Source organism: Thermotoga sp. KOL6, from assembly GCF_002866025.1.
Taxonomy (GTDB): Bacteria; Thermotogota; Thermotogae; order Thermotogales; family Thermotogaceae; genus Thermotoga.
In genome coordinates, this window is the sequence record NZ_LNDE01000004.1 from 78,360 (window position 1) to 97,009 (window position 18,650).

Consider the following 18,650-nt stretch of genomic DNA (forward strand, 5'->3'; position numbering starts at 1 on the left):
GTAAGGAAAAGCTATCAGGAGGTGGGCACCTTTGAAAGTGATTCTTCTGAAGGACGTTCCAAAGATCGGAAAAAAGGGTGAAGTCAAGGAAGTATCAGATGGGTATGCGAGAAATTATTTGATTCCTCGGGGTCTTGCGAAAGAATATACGAAAGGACTCGAGAGGGCGATAGAACACGAAAAAGAAATAGAGAGAAAAAGGAGAGAACGAGAAAAAGAAGAAAGTGAAAAGATTTTGAAGGAGTTGAAAAAGAGGACACATATTATAAAAGCCAAAGCAGGAAAAGGTGGAAAAATTTTTGGAGCGGTCACAGCAACAACTTTAGCAGAAGAAATCTCGAAACTAACAGGATTGAAGTTAGACAAAAAATGGTTCAAATTGGAAAAACCGATAAAAGAGGTGGGAAATTACTCTGTGGAAGTTTCCCTTCCTGGTGGTGTTAGGGATACTATAGAGATCAAGGTGGAGAGAGAGGAATGAACATAATAGGGTTTTCAAAAGCTCTCTTCTCAACTTGGGTTTATTACTCTCCTGAGCGTATTCTCTTCGACGCAGGGGAAGGAGTTTCTACCACTCTCGGTAGCAAGGTTTACGCCTTCAAATATGTGTTTCTCACCCATGGGCATGTAGATCATGTAGCGGGTTTATGGGGTGTTGTGAACATAAGAAACAACGGGATGGGAGACAGGGAGAAACCCCTCGATGTGTACTATCCAAAAGGTAACAAAGCCGTCGAAGAATACACGAATTTCATAAAAAAAGCGAATCCAGAGCTACGTTTTTCTTTCAACGTTCATCCATTGGAAGAAGGAGAGAGAGTGTTTTTAAGAGAAGCGGGTGGTTTTAAGCGGTACGTTCAACCTTTCAAGACAAAACATGTGGCATCTGAGGTGAGTTTTGGGTATCACGTTTTTGAAGTCAGAAGGAAGCTAAAAAGGGAATTTCAGGGTTTAGATAGCAGAGAGATCGCCAAGCTGGTTAAGAAAAAGGGAAGAGACTTTGTCACAGAAGAATATCATAAGAAGATTCTCACTATCAGTGGTGATTCGCTTGCGCTCGATCCTGAGGAGGTGAAAGATACTGAACTTCTCATTCATGAATGTACCTTCTTGGATTCTCGTGATCGGAGGTATAAAAATCACGCTTCAATAGAAGAAGTTATGCAAACAGTTAAGAAAGCGGGTGTCAAGAGGGTGATACTCTATCATATCTCCACGCGATACATCAGAAAACTCAAATCTATCATAAAAAAGTACAGAGAGATGATGCCGGATGTAGAAATAATGTATATGGATCCTAGGAAGGTGTTTGAGATGTAGGATGCAGAGGGGGGATAACATGGAAGCCTGGGTGTTCTGGCTCATCCTTGGTGTAATACTGATGGTAGCAGAAATACTCACTCCTACCTTTTTCATCTTTTGGTTTGGTGTAGGAGCACTTGCTGCGTCGTTGGTTTCTCTTTATTTGGGTATTTACGTCCAGTTAATCGTTTTTGGAGTAGTCTCCATTGTGTTAGTTCTCCTTACCAGAAGGCTCGTTCAGCATTGGGAATCACCTAGAAAGATACATGTAGAGGAAATTGTAGGTAAGGTAGCGCTTGTCATAGAAAAGATCGATAACAAAAGTGGAACAGGTCTTGTGAAGATCAACGGTGATATTTGGCGTGCTTTTTCTGAAGACGACGAAGAGATTATTGAAAAAGGTGAGCATGTAAAGATCTTAAGGGTAGAAGGAGCTCATGTAGTTGTGAAAAGAGTATGAGGAGGTGAGTGATTATGTTAGTGGCTCTTATTGTTATCGTTTTTTTCCTGTTGATTGTTGCTGCCAGTTCACTGAGGATAGTTCGTCCCTATGAACGAGGTTTGGTTGAACGCCTTGGAAAATTCAAGAGAGAAGTAGGTGCGGGAATACACTTTATTATCCCATTTTTTGAAAGAATGATAAAGGTGGACATGAGGGAAAAAGTGATCGATGTACCTCCACAGGAAGTTATCACGAGGGACAATGTTGTAGTTACAGTTGACGCAGTAATATATTACGAGATCACAGATGCGTACAAAGTTGTTTACAACGTTAGTAATTTCGAGATGGCAACGATAAAGCTTGCACAGACGAATTTGAGGAATGTGATAGGAGAACTGGAACTCGATCAAACATTGACTTCTAGAGAGAGAATAAACATGAAACTTCGAACAGTCCTCGATGAGGCAACTGATAAGTGGGGTGTGAGAATCACACGAGTTGAAATTAAGAAGATCGATCCTCCTCAGGATATTACAGATGCTATGAGTAAACAAATGAAGGCAGAGAGAACAAAAAGAGCAGCTATACTGGAGGCAGAAGGATACAAACAGGCTCAGATTTTGAGAGCGGAAGGTGAGAAAAATGCGGCTATTTTGAGAGCAGAGGGTGAGGCGGAAGCAATAAAGCGAGTCGCTGAAGCGAACATGCAGAAACTCATTCTCGAAGCTAGAGGGCAAGCTGAAGCGATAAAACTTGTTTTCAACGCGATACACGAAGGAAATCCAACCAAAGATTTGCTTACTGTTAGATATCTAGAAACGCTTAAAGAAATGGCCAACGGTCAAGCGACCAAAATATTCTTACCCTTCGAAGCTAGTTCCATATTGGCAAGTTTGGGTGTTATCTCTGAAATTTTCAAGAAAGAGGAGAAAGAAGAAAATAAGAGGGATGAGAAATGACCTGGTTTTTTGAAGGAATTGTTTTTTCTGGAGTAGGGTTTGTGACGTCCATCTTTTTTTCTTATCTGTATTTGAAAAAGCGTGAAAGATTGGATCTGAGTGCTTTCAGAATCTTCAACGAATTTACAACTTTGGGTTTGTTGTTCTTGTTCTCCTGGGTGTTGAGAACTTCGATATTTTATTTGATAGTTGCAGCTCTTTCAGTTTTGTTTTTCCTAGGAAAGTCTGTGCATTTCTTAACGGGAATAAGTGAACAGTATCGCATACTTTTCCTATCTTTTGAGTACAACGACAAAGAGTTCAGTCTTTATCAGATCAAAAAAAGGTTGTTCAAAACTTTTGTAAAACCGGTTCTGAGTTTCTTTGGTCTATATACCATCTTTTCTAATACTGAGCTGAAAAATCCTCTCATAATTTCCATAATTTTGTTTCTTGGTGTAACAATAGGTTTACTAAATGGAATGGACAAATTCGACTAATTTGGTAGAATAATACCGGAGGTGAAAAAATGGGAGTTTTGTCGGAAAAGGATGTTGCTTATCTCAGAGACCTTTTTAGGAAAGAGCTGGAAAAGAAAGTGAAGATTTTGTTCTTCGAAACCAAAGATAAGGCACGTTGTCAGTATTGTGAAATCACCGCCCAGGTACTCGAGGAACTCGCTTCAGTCGATTCAAGGATAGAGCTCGAAATGCACGATTTCGATTCTGAAAAAGAACTCGTTGAGAAGTACGCTGTGGAAATGGTACCCGCTACTATCCTTCTTTCAGAGGATGAAAAGGACTACGGTATTAGATTTTACGGAGTACCTTCTGGTCATGAATTTGGAACATTGATACAAGACATAATCACTGTTTCGAAAGGAAAACCGCAACTTTCGGAAGAGAGTATACAAAAATTGCAGTCTATTGAAGAACCCATAAGGATCAGTGTCTTCGTAACTCCCACATGCCCTTATTGTCCTAGAGCCGTTCTCATGGCACACAACATGGCTATGGCAAGTGACAAAATAGTTGGAGAAATGATCGAAGCGAACGAATATTGGGAGCTGAGTGAAAAATTTGGAGTGTCTTCCGTTCCACATATCGTGATAAATAGAGATCCTTCGAAGTTTTTCGTGGGAGCTTATCCTGAAAAAGAATTCATAAACGAGGTGTTGAGACTCGCAAAGGGGTGAGAAGCGATGGTCTTCTTTGATACTGGATCCATGAAGAAAAGGGAAATCAAGGATAAGTACGATGTGGTAGTTATTGGAGGAGGTCCTGCTGGCCTCACTGCTGCTATTTACGCTAGAAGAGCGGGTCTTTCTGTATTGGTCGTTGAGAAAGCGATCGAGGGTGGATACGTGAATCTCACCCATCTTGTTGAAAACTATCCTGGCTTTCCGAAAATCACGGGTGAAGAACTTGCCTCTAAATTCAAGGAACACGCCGAAAGTTTCGGAGCGGACATATACAACGCAGAGGTTGTGAAACTGGAAATTCAGGGAGACAAAAAAATTGTTGAGCTAGACGATGGAAAAAAAGTGGAATCCCCTGTGGTAATCGTTGCAACTGGAGCGAATCCTAAGAAATTGAACGTGCCTGGCGAGAAAGAATTTTTCGGTAGAGGAGTTTCTTATTGTGCAACGTGCGATGGATATCTTTTTTCTGGGAAAGATATAGTAGTCGTAGGTGGAGGAGACAGTGCGTGTGATGAATCTATATTCCTTTCTAACATAGTAAACAAAATCACGATGGTGCAACTACTGGAAACGCTCACGGCAGCGAAAGCTCTTCAAGAAAGAGTTCTAAGTAATCCAAAAATAGAAATTATTTACAATTCCACCGTAAAAGAAATACGTGGAAAAGATAAAGTTGAAGAAGTCGTGATAGAGAACGTTAAAACAGGTGAAACGAAAATCTTGAAAGCTGATGGAGTGTTTATATTCATTGGGTTAGATCCGAACTCCAAACTTCTAGAAGGACTGGTAGAGATGGATCAATATGGATACGTTGTAACAGATGAAAACATGGAAACCAACGTGAAAGGGCTTTATGCAATTGGAGATGTGAGGAAAAAGAATCTTAGGCAAATAGTGACGGCTGTAGCCGATGGAGCGATTGCTATCGAACACGCTGCAAAGCATTATTTTTGATTGCCTAGGGTTAAAACAACTTCCTCTTCCAGAGGATGATTGGGTGGGGGTGACTGATTCGTCACTACCCACCCTTTTCCATTTATCTTAACGTTTTTTGCTCTAAGGGAATCTAACACAAGAAGGGCGTCTCTGATAGGCAAACCTATCAAATCAGGCATCAAGCCATCGATGACTTTTATTTTCTCTTCTTTTCCTTCCACCAGAAGTTCTGCTATTCGTCTGAACACAGGGGCAGCGACATCCCCGCCGTAGAACATTCCAGAGGGACTGTCTAAGTGCACCAAAATCGTATATTTTGGATCATCAGCTGGGAAGAAACCTACGAAAATCGAATGATAGAGATCTTTGTACTCTCCAGAGACCGCTTTTTGGGCTGTACCTGTTTTTCCGGCGATCTCCAAACCTATCATTTGTGCAAGTTTTCCTGTCCCATTTTTAACAACGTCCACCATAGCTTGTTTTATAACTTTGACGACATCTTCAGAAAAGATCTTCCTCTTTTCCACGGGAGAGTCTTTCGAAATAGACGGTTTTATCCAGTAACCATTGTTGGCAAAAATATTGAGGGCAGATATCAACTGTAATGGGGTGACGCCGATTCCTTGGCCGATAGAGATCTCAGCAGGATCTATGAGTGACCACTTACTTGGTTCTCTTAGAACACCTTCGATTTCTCCTTCCATCTCCACACCTGTTTTGCTACCGAATCCCACTTTTTTTAGCCACTTGTAAAAGCCATCTACACCAATCTTTTTAACGATCAGCTCTCCAACTTTTACACTCATAACATTACACGATTTCACTATACCTGTTGGGAAGCTGATTTTCCCATGTTTCTCAATATCTCTTATGACGATGGACAAGCTCTCGACTGGTTTTATCCATCCGTTGCATTCTATTGTCATCGAAACGGAAGCAGCTGCCGTTTCTAAAGCGATCGCGTAAACTACTGGTTTTATGGTGGAGCCAGGCTCGATGTATCCACCGATCAGATCGTTCCAGTTTCGAGTGGTTACCATCGAGATTATCTTCCCGGTTTTTGATTCCATGACAATTGCGTGACCAGCTGCTGCGGAGAATTCTTTCACCGCCTTTTCAACGATCTCATAGACACGCCTCTGAAGATCTAAGTCGATGGACGTCTGAACGTCTTTCCCGTTTTCTGGTAAGGAGTAACCTGTGAGAACCGGAGAAAGCCTGGGTCCTTTGTATAAAAACTCCATGAATCCCCCTTTTTTTCCTTTCAATACATTCTCGAAAAAACCTTCAATACCTCCTTTTCCCTTCTCGTTCAACACGGTTCCAATGAGAACACCCATACCATAATCTTGAATTTTCTTTCTGCGATATTCCAACTCCAAACTAACGAACGGAATGATATCAGGTTCTATTTTTTTCAACACGTCTTCTTTGTTTTCAGCTTCAGCCAGCTTGAAGAAATTGTGTTTCAGAACATCATCAACGTCTTCCTCTATGCCGCACGCTTCTAAAGTTCTTTCAAGGGCGGCTTTCTCACCTTTTTGCCTCTTGAAGAAATCAACATCTAGATAGGCAACATATTTAGGAGAATCGTAGGCTATCCTCCTTCTTTTCGCATCCAAGATACTTCCTCTTTTGGGAGGAATAAAGATATACCAGTGGGGATTCCCTCTTCCAAGGGGAAAGAAAAAGAAGTTCACAAACGAAATGATTAAAAACAGTGCAAAGACTAACAACAAGAATCCTAATCTTTTTTCCATCTAACGCTTTCACTCCGAAGGATACAGGAGATTGAAGTGGGAAGAGATGTAATTGAATTCTTCCTTCAGAGATTGATATGTTCTCTCCATTTCCTTTATCTCGAGCTCTAACCTTCTGTTGCTTTGGACTAAGTGGAAAGAGAGCATGCCTATTCTCAATGCTGTTATCCCCACAAATATTAAGATGGTAATAACAAGAATTGTGAAAACAAGTTGGGGAGAAAGTACCAGAACCTTTGACTTTTGATTAACCTTCGCTGGCAGTTTAATCTCCTCCTTCCCCCACTAACTCCGCTGCACGAAGCCGTGCACTTCTGGAACGCGGGTTTTCTTTTATCTCTTTTTCAGAAGGCCGAACAGGTTTTTCCGTCAAAATACGAAATTTTTTGGAGCTTTTGAAAACTTCTTTCACTATCCTATCTTCCAACGAATGAAAAGATATTACTACTATTCTTCCACCGGTGTTGAGGATTCTCTCCGCTTTTTTCAAAAATTCTCTCAAGTTGTCAAGTTCTCTGTTGACGTAAATCCTTATAGCTTGAAACGTTTTGGTGGCAAAGTGTCTTTTTCGGCGTCTTATTTCATAGGAAGGTAAAGCTTCTCTTACAGCTTTCACAAGGTCGATGGTGGTATTGAGAGGTCTGTTTTCTACTATCTTCCTTGCAATTCTTCGTGCGAATCTCTTTTCTTCTCCGTACTCAAAAATAATGCGTGCTAGTTCCTCTTCTGATAGTTCGTTTAAAACTTTTTGAGCGTTCAATTCGCTTTCCAGATCCATTCTCATATCTAGTGGCTCTTCTCTTTCAAAAGTGAAACCTCGGTTTTCACCTTTCAACTGGTAGGTAGAAACTCCCAAATCCATAAGTATCCCATCTACTTTTTCTATTCCTAGGGTTTTGAGAAGAAACGGTGCATCTGTGTAAGAAGCTTTAAATAAACTCACACGATTGGAAAAATTTTTGAGTTTTTCCTCGGCTATTCTTAAGACTTCTGAATCAACGTCTATTCCGATCAATTTACATCTCGAGCATAGTTCCAGAATGGCTTTTGCATGACCACCTTCACCAACAGTACAATCGAGGATTATCTTCTCATCCTCAGGCTTTAAATACTCGATCACCTCTTCAACCATTACTGGAATGTGGTAGTGGGTATATTTTCTCATTTTTCCACACCTTTACGATATTCTTCGCTTGTAGAGAATTATAACGTGTTTTTCATAAAAATCAAAAAAATATGAACATACTTTGAAGCAAGGGGAAATAGCTTCTAGAAAGGATTCCCAGTCAAAAACTTCAAATAAACTGGTGTATACTATTGAAATATCGAGTGCAAAACATTATATTATAACATAAATTTTACTTTTTAGTTTATCATTCGTAATATTAGAGTGCTAATATTTTGTACGGAGGTGAGAATTATGAGGAATTTAAACGACAAGATGAAGGATATTTTTGAAAAGAGTGTAGAGGATCTTAAAGACAGAAATCAAAATCTTCTTAGACCCGAGCATATTCTTCTTCAGCTTCTCTATGAAGAAAACGAAGTTACGAAGATACTAAAGGAAGTTGGCGTGAACGCGGAAGAGGTAATCGATGAACTCGAGGATTATATTGATTCTCAGTACGGTATATTCTATGGATTTTCTGATCAAATCTACGTGTCCAAAGAACTCTCTTATGTTTTGGAATTAGCAAGGAAAGAGGCTAGACTTTTCAAACAAAAAGATGTGAGTCCTCTTCATTTCCTTCTTGGTCTTTTGAGAGATGGCTCGACGCATGCTGCCCGCGTTCTCAAGAAACACGGAGTGGATTACGAAAAGGTTCTACAGAAAGTGAAAGAACATGAAGAAGAATTTGTAGCTGAGAAATCTCCAATAGTAGCTTTTGCCACCGATCTCACAAAATTGGCGAGAGAAGGTAAGGTTGGTCCTATTATAGGAAGAGACAAGGAAATTGAGCGCGTAATCGAGATTTTGATGAGAAAAACGAAAAACAATCCTATTCTTATTGGTGATCCTGGTGTTGGAAAGACAGCTATTGTTGAAGGACTCGCACAAAGAATAATCGAAGGGAAAGTGCCCGATTCTCTGAAAAATGTACGTATTTTGATGGTTGATCTTGGTAGAATGATAGCGGGTACCAAGTACAGAGGAGAATTTGAGGAAAGGTTGAAATCGTTCCTCGATGAGGTGATGAAGCAGAAGGAGAATACAATTCTCTTCATCGATGAAATTCATACCATAGTTGGAGCTGGTGCTGCAGAAGGAGCGATGGATGCGGCTAACATGCTGAAACCAGCTCTTGCACGCGGTGAGATAAGGGTTATAGGAGCAACCACGTTAGATGAATACAGAAAACATATAGAAAAAGACAAAGCATTGGCCAGGAGATTCCAACCTGTGATGGTAAAAGAACCCAGTGTAGAGGAAACCATAGAGATTTTAAAAGGTTTGAAAAAGGTGTACGAAGAACATCACAAAGTCAGGATAGAGGACGAAGCCATAGAAGCTGCAGCAAAGCTTTCAGCAAGGTATATAACCGATAGATTCCTCCCAGATAAGGCTATCGATCTTTTGGACGAAGCTGCAGCAAGGGTGAAGCTTGGTTTTTCCAAACAGAAAAAGGATGAAACCAAACTTCAGGAACTCGAAAGGAAGATAAAGGAACTTGAATCTCGGATTGATGAACTCACGGTGAGATCGCAGTACAAAGAAGCCGCAGAACTTAAGAAAGAGCTTTTCAAGCTCAAGAGTGAGTATGAATCTCTGAAAAGTGACAAACCAGTTGTTACAGCAGAAAAGATAGCTGAGGTAGTGGAGTCATGGTCCGGCGTTCCTGTGTCCAGAATTGTGGAATCTGAGAAAGAGAAGCTTTTGAAATTGGAGGAAATCATACATCAAAGATTGGTTGATCAGGAAGAAGCTGTCAGAGTTGTTGCAGATGCCATAAGGAAAGCCAGAGCGGGTATAAAAGATCCGAACAGGCCTGTGGGTACATTCCTGTTCCTTGGACCCACGGGTGTCGGTAAAACTGAGCTTGCGAAAACGCTCGCTGAAGTTTTATTTGGAAGCGAAAACGCTATGATTAGAATCGATATGAGTGAATATATGGAAAAACATGCCGTCTCCAAATTGATAGGAGCACCTCCGGGATATGTTGGTTACGAAGAAGGAGGGCAGCTCACGGAAGCGGTGAGGAGAAGACCTTACAGTGTGATTCTCCTCGATGAAATAGAAAAAGCACATCCTGATGTGTTCAACATCCTGCTCCAAATAATGGATGATGGTAGATTGACCGATGCGAAAGGGAACGTGGTAGACTTCAAAAACACAATCATTATCATGACAAGTAATATTGCAAGCGATCTTATTCTGAACTACGTCAAGGAAGGAAGAAGTTTCGATGAGATTGAAGAAAAGGTAAGAGAAGAGCTCAAGCATTACTTCAGACCTGAATTCATAAACAGGATAGATCATGTAGTTGTGTTCAAACCTTTGACCAAAGAGCATATGAAACAGATTGTTGAAATTATGATCAAAAGACTTGAAGATCGTCTGAAAGATAAGAACATAAAGCTCACGATTACTAACGCAGCAAAAGAGTACCTTGCAGAAAAAGGATACGATCCAACGTTCGGTGCGCGACCTCTAAGAAGGCTCATAGAAAAAGAAATAGAAACACCCCTTGCCAAAATGATCATAGCAGGTGAAGTGAAAGAAGGACAAACGGTGAGAGTGGATCATGATGGTGAAAAGTTGATATTAGAGGTGGCTAGGGAACTAGAAAAAGTACAATGAGGGGGCGTCAGCCCCCTTTTCTTTTTTCAAAATTCAATTCGGCTATGGACTTTTGTAAATAAAGAGGTTCTACTTCGTCGTGTTGGATGATTTTCTTCTCCTTCAACATTCTCTCACTTTCTTCGACGAGTGTTCTAGGAGATATGAACACATCGTCTTTTATGAAAATACTCGGTTTGATTTCTGATACGACTATTTCCATTTCTTTGTCCGCTAAAACAGATGGTTCTTTTATGATATCGAGTTTATCGTCTTCTTTAGAGTAAACGGCACAGTAGCTGTATCCCTTTCTCGCTTTTTTTGCTACAAGAATGACACCATCGCTCGGACAACTTTTTGCTGCCATTTCGAATGAAACTAGAGGTGCAACTGGTATGCGAAAAGGTGCCACCATTCCTATTATTGTTGCTATTCCGACTCTGAGCCCGGTTAAACCTCCAGGTCCTATCCCCACACCTACAACATCCAAATCTTTCACGGACAGTTCGTTTCTTTCCAGGATTTCTTTTATTAAAACGTGTAAAATCTCCGCGTGCTTTCTCGCTCCAACGTAGGAAATTTCAAAAATGTCTTCATCTTTCTTCAAACCTATTCTTATTTTTGAAGAAGTATCTACGGCTAATATCCTCATTTTTTCACCTCAAAATATGTTATCCACCTCTCGAACGGAAATTTCGTAGTCATTGGTATCCCAATTCTTTGTTTTGAAGAAGTACTCCATGAATTTCGCTACTACATCGTTTCTGTTGATCTTCCTCACCACAGAGAAAGGAATGTAAATCGTGTATTTATCACCATCTGAGTGAATTTTCATCGCTTCGTATTCATCAAGAAAATCTATCTCTTCCACGAAAATGTTTTCCAAATTTGTCCATTCTCCGAGTGGAAGATTCATCGCGTTCGACTCCGATGTCAGCACTCGCATAACAAAAGCTGGCGGTTTTTCATAATCATCTAAAATGTTGATTTTAAGGGAGAGCTTCCCCATCACTTCAGAGTTCACTATTTCCAAGCTGACACCAGTTTCTTTTAAAATTTCTCTCATCTTCTTCTCAAGATCGCCGAATTTTCTTCCTCTTTTTCGATACACGATTTCCAAGTTATCCATTAATCTCATAATATTTTGGACCCGGCTGGGCCCGAATCACCTCCTTGTAGTTTCTCTTTTTACTCCAAAGCCCTCTCTTTCGATGTTTCCCAATGGTTCAACGTGTATCGTTATGTCTTCTATGTCGTCCCTTTTTTTCATCACCTCTTCTCTGATTTTCACAGTTAGGTCGTGTGCATCCTTCACCGTCATCTTGCCATCGACTTCTATATCCATCTCTATGTAGTGTTTTGCGCCAACCTTTCTCACTCTGACTCTGTGAGGATTATGGACTTCGGGGAATCTCATCAGAGTATTAAAAATGTCATTGTATATATCCATGTCCGATTTCCTCAATCCATCCATCAATTCGTAAGCTGCTTCATAGAAAACGGAAAACGAGGTTTTGAGAATCAAGATCGAAACGAATATCGCAAGTAAACTGTCGAGCCACCACCCGAAGCTTTTCATGGCTAACATTCCCGCAAGCACCGTTCCAGATATGAGGATATCGTTTCTCATGTTCAAGGCATCGCTGATGGTAGCTGGACTACTTAAACGCCTCCCAAGCGACAGTTTGTAGAGAAACAGAAAAGTTTTTCCGATTAACGAAATTCCCACGACGAGGAAGGCCAGAGGAGAGAGTTCCAGAACAACCCCACCGGTTATCAATCTTTTGAAAGATTCCACTAGAAGAGAAACACCAGCGTAGAACATCACAAAGGAGATGATCTTTGAGGCAATGGTTTCCGCTTTTCCATGACCGTATGGATGTGTTTCATCGGGAGGTTTTTCTGATATACGAGTTGACAGAAGGATAACCACAGAAGTGAAAATATCGGTGGATGTGTCTATTCCATCTGCAAGTATCGCATAGCTTCCTGTTATAATTCCAATCAACACTTTCAAGGATGCTAAAAAAGCATTTCCAAAGATTCCTATCCACGCGCCCTTTTTTATTTCATCGTGTCTTTCCAATCGTCCTCACCTCATAAGGAAATAAAGGCCCACTACAGTGGGCCTTTTCTTTATCTCTTTATAGAGTAAAAGGAAGCCTTCCCTCTAAATTCAGCAACTTTTCCGAGTTCTTCTTCGATTCTTAGAAGTTGGTTGTACTTGGCGATTCTTTCACTTCTAGAGAGTGATCCTGTTTTGATGAAACCCGCGTTGGTGGCAACAGCAAGGTCGGCTATGAATGTATCTTCACTCTCACCAGACCTGTGAGAGATGATGGCAGTCATGTTGTGTTTCTGAGCGAGCTCAACAGCATCGAGTGTTTCTGTAACCGTTCCTATTTGGTTGAGTTTTATGAGAATAGAATTGGTTGCACCGAGTTCGATACCCTTGGAAAGTCTTTTCACGTTAGTCACGTAGAGATCGTCTCCTACAATCTGTACTTTATTTCCTACTCTCTTGTTGAATTCAACGAAAGCATCCCAATCTTCTTCCGCAAAGGGATCTTCGATGGAGATTATTGGATATTTTGCTATCAGCTCTTCATAATATCCCATGAGAACCTCACTGGATTTTTCCTCGCCGTCGACGAAGTAAACTTTCTTTTCCTCATCATAGAAGGAAGAAGCTGCACAATCTAGTGCGATGAAGACGTCTTCTCCAGGTTTGTACCCAGCTGCTTCTATAGCTTCTATCAACACTTTTATAGCTTCTTCGTTGGAAGAGAGATTTGGTGCAAAACCACCTTCGTCACCAACGGCTGTTACATGTCCAGACTCATGAAGAATTTTTTTCAAATTGTGGAATATTTCTGCCCCCGCTCTCAAAGCTTCTTTGAAACTCTCAAATCCTACTGGAACGATCATGAATTCTTGAATATCAAGATTGTTGTCTGCATGTTGACCACCATTGATCACGTTCATCAATGGTACTGGCAGTACTTTCGCATTGACTCCTCCGAGATATTTGTAGAGAGGCAAACCAAGGAAATTAGCTGCTGCTCTCGCAACCGCCATGGAAACGGCCAGGATAGCATTGGCTCCGAGTTTGGATTTGTTTTCGGTTCCATCGAGTTCAATCAGTGTCTTGTCAATCAAAGGTTGATCAAAGGCGTTCATCCCAATCAAAGCAGGTGCGATAGTTTCATTCACATTCTCTACAGCTTTAAGAACACCTTTCCCAAGAAATCTCTTCTTATCTTTGTCCCTTATTTCCAAAGCTTCAAACTTGCCAGTGGAAGCACCAGAAGGCACAATCGCTCTTCCTACGGTGCCATCTTCCAGAATAACTTCAGCTTCCACCGTGGGGTTTCCTCTGGAATCCAATACTTCTCTTGCCCTCACATCAACAATTTCTACGTACATGTTTCACACCTCCTCCTTATTTGATTCACCAAAACTTTATTGTACTCCATTCAGTTAAATCTCTATTTGAGTTTCGGTTATAACATTGAGTATTTCCTCTGGTTTTATAAGTTCACCACTCACTTTGTTCACTGTCCTTATCACCTTTGATTTTCGATCTATGGAGCTGATAAGCTCTTTTGCATATTGACCAAGATTCATCTCAGCGATGATGATTGTATGTACTCTCTCTGCCAACTTTCTGAATCTTGATACGGGAGCCGGCCAGATCGTGATGGGTTTGAACAGTCCTACTTTGATTCTATCTCGTCTTGCGATCTTAACAGCTCTCAAGGCACTTCGTGCAACTATACCATAAGCTACAACCAAAATTTCCGCGTCCTCTGTTTCAAATTCTTCATATAAGGTTATCTCATCAGCGTGAAGCCTTATCTTGTTAGTCAACCTTCTTATCAGTTTTTCAGCCACATCTGGTGAACTGAGAGGGAATCCAGATTCATCGTGAACAAGTCCAGAGACGTGAAACTTTGTTTTTCCCATTTCTACAAGAGGAAGCGGTGTGGGTTCCGCATATTCACTTTCTGAGAAAGGAACAAATAAATCTTCATCGCCGAAAGAGGTATCCTTCAATCGTTCTATGACGAAAAGTTCTTCATCTTTCGGGGGATAGAAACTCTCCCTCATATGTCCTAACATAGCGTCCATTAAGAACACAACAGGCGTTCTGTATTCTTCGGCCATATTGAAGGCGGTAATTATATGTCGAAAGACTTCTTCTACAGTTGAGGGATATAACGCTATGATGGCATGATCTCCATGTGTACCCCAACGTGCTTGCATTATATCTCCTTGTGCAGGTTTCGTCGGTAATCCGGTAGATGGTCCTACTCTCATAACGTTAACGAACACACAAGGAGTTTCCGTCATCACCGCGTATCCGATTACTTCTTGCATAAGACTGAATCCGGGCCCACTCGTTGCAGTCATTGATTTAACACCTGCAAGGGATGCACCAACAACCGCTGCTGCACTCGCCATCTCGTCTTCCATTTGTACAAAAACACCACCAACTTTAGGAAGTTCCCTTGCCATAACCTCGGCTATTTCTGTTGAAGGGGTTATGGGATAACCTGCGAAAAATCTACACCCTGCTCTTATAGCTCCCAAAGCACAAGCTTCATTTCCCTGTAAAAACATCATCTCGGGCATCTTTTTCACTTCCCAAAATTTCTATTGCCATTTCCGGGCATATTTTCTCACATCTTAGGCATCCCACACATTTCTCATCATCTGTCCTGGGTTTTCCTAATTCGTCAGCCACAATAGCTTTTGTTGGGCAGATCCACGCGCACAGTTTGCACGCTTTACACCAATCGTAATTGACCTCTATTTTGTATTTCACACCATCACCTTCTCAACTCAAAAACATCAAAAAGACACCGGCTACAGTCGCTGAACCTATGACTCCCGCTACATTCGGGCCCATTGCGTGCATGAGTAAGTGATTAGTGGAATCTTCTTCTTGGGCCAACCTTTGTGCAACTCTTGCAGAGTCTGGGACAGCAGAAACGCCGGCTGCTCCTATGAGTGGATTGATTTTATCTTTCAAAAACAAATTCATAAGTTTTGCAAACAGAATGCCTGAACCCATGGCAATGATGAAAGCGGTGGCTCCTAAGAAGAAAATTTTGAGACTTTGAGGTTTTAAAAAAATGTCTGCCCTTGCAGAAGCCCCGACAGAGAGCATCAGCAAAATTGTAACTGTATCTAAGATGTATCTGCTAGCTGCTTCCACAAGTCTTTTTACAACTCCTGCTTCTCTCAAAAGATTTCCCAACATCAATGAACCAATAAGAGGCAGTGATTTTGGTATCAAGAGAGCAGTTGTAACGGTTATCACGATTGGGAAAGAGAGCCTTTCAAATCTGCTCACTTTCCTTGGTGGTTTCATCTTGATTCTTCTCTCTTTTTTGTTGGTCAGGAGTTTGGAAACAACAGGTTGAAGTATGGGAATGAGTGCTATATAGGAGTATGCAGAAATAGCAATGGGAGCAATAAGTTCGGGAGAGAGTGTGTTTGTTATGTATATAGCTGTTGGACCATCTGCTCCACCTATTATGGCTATCGACGCTGCTTGCTTTAAAGAAAAGCCCATATATTTTGCAATGAAAAGGGTAAAAAATATTCCCATCTGAGCAGCTGCCCCCAAGAATATGGTTATGGGATAGGAAAGCATGAATGAAAAGTCGGTAAGTGCACCTATTCCGAGGAAGATGAGGGGAGGATATATTCCTAAATCCAATCCTTTTTTTATGTAGTAAAGAAAGCCCCCTTCGTTTAAAATACCTGTTGCTTCCGGTGGAATGTTTGCGAGAATGATGCCAAAAGCAATAGGTATCAAAAGGAGAGGCTCGGAGTGCTTTACAATAGCAACATAAAGAAGAGCGAGGGCTATCCCGAACATCAGAATATTTCCTATGGTAAGATGAGGAAAGGCTGTTTGATTGAAAAAGTTCTCCAGAGTTGCCAAGACAGACAACTTGTTCCCTCCTCATTTATAGCTGACGGACCAAAAATATTCTAGCATAAGAAACAAAAAAGAACCCCGGAGTGGGGTTCTTCAATGTATATCTTCCAATCTATAAGGTGTTTTTTGGTAAATACAGTAATTGAGCCAGTTGCTGAAGAACAAATGAGCATGGCTCCACCAAGTGAGAAAAGGTTTCTTCTTAGGATCGTTGTCCGGAAAGTAATTTGCTGGGATAGGAACCCTGAGATTACGATTTATGTCTCTGTAATATTCGTCTCTCAGCGTGTATCTGTCATACTCTGGATGTCCTGTGACGAATATCTGCCTTTCATTCTTGTTCGATACAACATAAACTCCCGCCTCATCCGACACAGCAAGTATTTGAAGATCAGCTACTTTTTCGATATCTTCTCTCCTAATTTCTGTATATCTCGAATGTGGTGCCCAAAAGAAATCATCGTGTCCTCTGAAGAGAACTGTTTCTTTCACGATATAGTGTTTATAAACGCCGGACAGTTTCTCTGGGAGTCTGTACTTGGGAATACCGTAAAAATAATAAAGACCAGCTTGAGCTGCCCAACAAATGAACATGGTTGAATACACATTGTGACGACTCCATTCCATAATCTCTATGAGTTCGTCCCAGTAATCTACCTCTTCGAAAGGAAGAAGTTCTACAGGAGCTCCTGTTATGATGAATCCATCAAATTTCCTTTCCTTCACAGCCGAAAAAGTTGTGTAAAATTTCAGGATATGTTCTATCGGAGTATGTTTTGGTGTGTGGGATTCCGTGTACAAGAGGGTTACATTTACTTGAAGAGGAGTGTTTCCTAGAAGTCTCAAAAGTTGTATTTCTGTTTTTATTTTGTCCGGCATTAGGTTCAATATGAGGATCTCCAGAGGGCGGATATCTTGATGAATGGCTCTCTTTTCCGTCATCACGAATATTCCTTCTTTTGCAAGAATTTTCACCGCTGGTAACCCACTGGGAACATTTATTGGCAATTTTCATCCCTCCTGAGATTTTTTGAGTGCTTGATCGAGATCCGCTATTATGTCCTCCACATCTTCTATACCGACAGACAATCTTATCATATCCGGTGTGACACCCGTTTTCAATTGTTCTTCCTCTGTGAGTTGCTGATGGGTGGTAGACGCTGGATGTATGGCGAGAGTTCTCGCATCTCCGATGTTAGCAAGGTGAGAAATAATCATAAGGTTGTCGATGAATCTTTTTCCAGCTTCTTTTCCGCCCTTTATTCCGAAAGTTACAATAGCCCCGTACCCCTCTTTGAAATATTTCAGAGCGTTCTCCCTAGTTTTATTGTTTTCCAGGATGGGGTAGTTGACCCAACTCACTGCAGGATGAGTCTTCAGAAATTCAACTACCTTTAGAGCATTTTCGCAGTGCTTTTTCATCCTTAAGCTCAGTGTTTCGAGTCCTAACAAAAACAGAAACGCGTTGAACGGACTCATACAGCTTCCCAAATCTCTGAGAAGTTGTGTTCTGCACTTCACTATATACGCTGCTTCTTTGAACATTTCAACATAGCTCACCCCATGGTAGCTGGGATCAGGTTCCACGAGTTCTGGAAATTTTCCGTTCGCCCAGTTGAATTTCCCACTGTCAACTATGAGTCCCCCTATCGACGTACCATGACCACCAATGAACTTTGTGGCAGAGTACACGATAATGTCTACTCCATGTTCGAATGGATGGAATATGTATGGTGCCACCGTGTTGTCAACAATGAGCGGTATACCGTGTTTGTGAGCGATCTCCGCTATTGCCTCAAAATCTGGTACAGTGAGCCCAGGGTTCCCTATAGCTTCTAAATAGATGGCTTTCGTTTTTTCAGTAATGGCTTCCTCCACGTTTTTTGGATCTGTTTCATCAACGAATTTAACCACAATGCCAGATTTTTTATAGAGTGTGTGTTTGAACAGGTTGTAAGTGCCTCCGTAAAGTGCACTCCCACTCACTATTTCGTCACCGGGTCCTGTTATATTCAAGATAGCATACGTTATGGCAGCTTGTCCACTAGAAACAGCTAAAGCCCCTACACCATCTTCTAAAGCGGAAATTCTTTCCTCAAGAACGTTCACTGTAGGATTCCCTATCCTCGTGTAAATAAAACCAGGTTCTTCCAATGCAAAAAGTTTCGCAGCATGATCAGAATTCTTGAAGACGTAGGAGGTAGTTTGATAAATAGGAACTGCTCTCGATCCTGTAAACGATTCTGGTGGCTCGTATCCCGCATGAAGCGCCCTCGTGTTGAAACCGAATTTTCTCCAGTCCAATTAGTCCACCTCCCATGATAAAATTTCCTCTTGGCA

General features: G+C 41.2%; 20 protein-coding genes. 8 read left to right on the forward strand and 12 right to left on the reverse strand.

The window, feature by feature from the left end; all coding sequences use genetic code 11:
• The first annotated feature begins 31 nt into the window (after positions 1 to 31).
• Genes rplI through trxB form a run of 7 tightly spaced genes read left to right on the forward strand, consistent with a single transcriptional unit; the run spans position 32 to position 4,837 of the window.
• Positions 32 to 481, forward strand: coding sequence for a 50S ribosomal protein L9 (rplI, locus tag AS005_RS08295; protein WP_101511240.1), 450 nt, complete (start codon positions 32 to 34; stop codon positions 479 to 481).
• Complete coding sequence (gene rnz / locus AS005_RS08300) at positions 478 to 1,320, forward strand: ribonuclease Z (protein ID WP_101511241.1); 843 nt, start codon at positions 478 to 480, stop codon at positions 1,318 to 1,320. The genes rplI and rnz overlap by 4 nt, the downstream gene beginning before the upstream one ends.
• 19 nt (positions 1,321 to 1,339) lie before the next feature.
• Positions 1,340 to 1,762: an NfeD family protein gene (locus AS005_RS08305; protein WP_101511242.1), complete on the forward strand. Its 423-nt coding sequence runs from the start codon at positions 1,340 to 1,342 to the stop codon at positions 1,760 to 1,762.
• 14 nt (positions 1,763 to 1,776) lie between these two features.
• Positions 1,777 to 2,703, forward strand: coding sequence for an SPFH domain-containing protein (locus AS005_RS08310; protein ID WP_101511243.1), 927 nt, complete (start codon positions 1,777 to 1,779; stop codon positions 2,701 to 2,703).
• The gene (locus AS005_RS08315; RefSeq protein ID WP_101511244.1) at positions 2,700 to 3,182 is read left to right on the forward strand and encodes a hypothetical protein; all 483 of its coding nucleotides are present in this window, start codon (positions 2,700 to 2,702) and stop codon (positions 3,180 to 3,182) included. Before AS005_RS08310 ends, AS005_RS08315 begins: the two co-directional genes overlap by 4 nt.
• A gap of 29 nt (positions 3,183 to 3,211) precedes the next feature.
• The gene (locus AS005_RS08320; RefSeq protein ID WP_101511245.1) at positions 3,212 to 3,877 is read left to right on the forward strand and encodes a thioredoxin family protein; all 666 of its coding nucleotides are present in this window, start codon (positions 3,212 to 3,214) and stop codon (positions 3,875 to 3,877) included.
• A 6-nt stretch (positions 3,878 to 3,883) separates the two neighbouring features.
• Complete coding sequence (trxB, locus tag AS005_RS08325; RefSeq protein WP_101511246.1) at positions 3,884 to 4,837, forward strand: thioredoxin-disulfide reductase; 954 nt, start codon at positions 3,884 to 3,886, stop codon at positions 4,835 to 4,837.
• Here trxB and AS005_RS08330 read toward each other — a convergent pair.
• The 3 genes from AS005_RS08330 to rsmH all read right to left on the reverse strand — a co-directional run bounded on the left by AS005_RS08330 (position 4,828) and on the right by rsmH (position 7,744).
• Entirely contained in the window at positions 4,828 to 6,579 is a 1,752-nt protein-coding gene (locus tag AS005_RS08330; protein ID WP_101511247.1) for a penicillin-binding transpeptidase domain-containing protein, read from the reverse strand. The two genes, trxB and AS005_RS08330, sit on opposite strands and share 10 nt — an antisense overlap.
• Positions 6,580 to 6,588: 9 nt before the next feature.
• A complete protein-coding gene (locus tag AS005_RS08810) occupies positions 6,589 to 6,738 on the reverse strand; it encodes a hypothetical protein (protein WP_158241066.1) in 150 nt (49 codons plus the stop codon).
• A 106-nt stretch (positions 6,739 to 6,844) separates the two neighbouring features.
• Positions 6,845 to 7,744: a 16S rRNA (cytosine(1402)-N(4))-methyltransferase RsmH gene (gene rsmH / locus AS005_RS08335; RefSeq protein ID WP_101511248.1), complete on the reverse strand. Its 900-nt coding sequence runs from the start codon at positions 7,742 to 7,744 to the stop codon at positions 6,845 to 6,847.
• 255 nt (positions 7,745 to 7,999) lie between these two features.
• On the opposite strand from rsmH, the gene AS005_RS08340 reads away from it, so the two are divergent.
• Entirely contained in the window at positions 8,000 to 10,378 is a 2,379-nt protein-coding gene (locus AS005_RS08340; RefSeq protein WP_101511249.1) for an ATP-dependent Clp protease ATP-binding subunit, read from the forward strand.
• 7 nt (positions 10,379 to 10,385) lie between these two features.
• On the opposite strand, the gene tsaB is transcribed toward AS005_RS08340, so the two are convergent.
• The 9 genes from tsaB to AS005_RS08385 form a co-directional block, all read right to left on the reverse strand.
• Complete coding sequence (gene tsaB, locus AS005_RS08345) at positions 10,386 to 11,009, reverse strand: tRNA (adenosine(37)-N6)-threonylcarbamoyltransferase complex dimerization subunit type 1 TsaB (RefSeq protein WP_101511250.1); 624 nt, start codon at positions 11,007 to 11,009, stop codon at positions 10,386 to 10,388.
• Between the two features lie 9 nt (positions 11,010 to 11,018).
• Positions 11,019 to 11,495 carry a DUF3855 domain-containing protein gene (locus AS005_RS08350; RefSeq protein ID WP_101511251.1) on the reverse strand — a complete coding sequence of 159 codons (477 nt, stop codon included), beginning with the start codon at positions 11,493 to 11,495 and terminating at the stop codon, positions 11,019 to 11,021.
• Positions 11,496 to 11,522: 27 nt separating this feature from the next.
• On the reverse strand, positions 11,523 to 12,443 hold the full coding sequence (locus AS005_RS08355) for a cation diffusion facilitator family transporter (RefSeq protein ID WP_101511252.1): 921 nt from the start codon (positions 12,441 to 12,443) through the stop codon (positions 11,523 to 11,525).
• 50 nt (positions 12,444 to 12,493) lie between these two features.
• On the reverse strand, positions 12,494 to 13,783 hold the full coding sequence (gene eno, locus AS005_RS08360; RefSeq protein WP_101511253.1) for a phosphopyruvate hydratase: 1,290 nt from the start codon (positions 13,781 to 13,783) through the stop codon (positions 12,494 to 12,496).
• Between the two features lie 54 nt (positions 13,784 to 13,837).
• Positions 13,838 to 14,992, reverse strand: coding sequence for a 2-oxoacid:acceptor oxidoreductase subunit alpha (locus AS005_RS08365; protein ID WP_101511254.1), 1,155 nt, complete (start codon positions 14,990 to 14,992; stop codon positions 13,838 to 13,840).
• Positions 14,961 to 15,185, reverse strand: coding sequence for an ATP-binding protein (locus AS005_RS08370; RefSeq protein ID WP_101511255.1), 225 nt, complete (start codon positions 15,183 to 15,185; stop codon positions 14,961 to 14,963). Before AS005_RS08370 ends, AS005_RS08365 begins: the two co-directional genes overlap by 32 nt.
• A 12-nt stretch (positions 15,186 to 15,197) precedes the next feature.
• Positions 15,198 to 16,247, reverse strand: a complete 1,050-nt coding sequence (locus AS005_RS08375; protein ID WP_369819498.1) for a sodium ion-translocating decarboxylase subunit beta — start codon at positions 16,245 to 16,247, stop codon at positions 15,198 to 15,200.
• Positions 16,248 to 16,403: 156 nt separating this feature from the next.
• Positions 16,404 to 17,318: a homoserine O-succinyltransferase gene (gene metA / locus AS005_RS08380; protein ID WP_101511257.1), complete on the reverse strand. Its 915-nt coding sequence runs from the start codon at positions 17,316 to 17,318 to the stop codon at positions 16,404 to 16,406.
• A gap of 3 nt (positions 17,319 to 17,321) precedes the next feature.
• Positions 17,322 to 18,614, reverse strand: a complete 1,293-nt coding sequence (locus tag AS005_RS08385) for an O-acetylhomoserine aminocarboxypropyltransferase/cysteine synthase family protein (protein WP_101511258.1) — start codon at positions 18,612 to 18,614, stop codon at positions 17,322 to 17,324.
• Between the last annotated feature and the right edge of the window lie 36 nt (positions 18,615 to 18,650).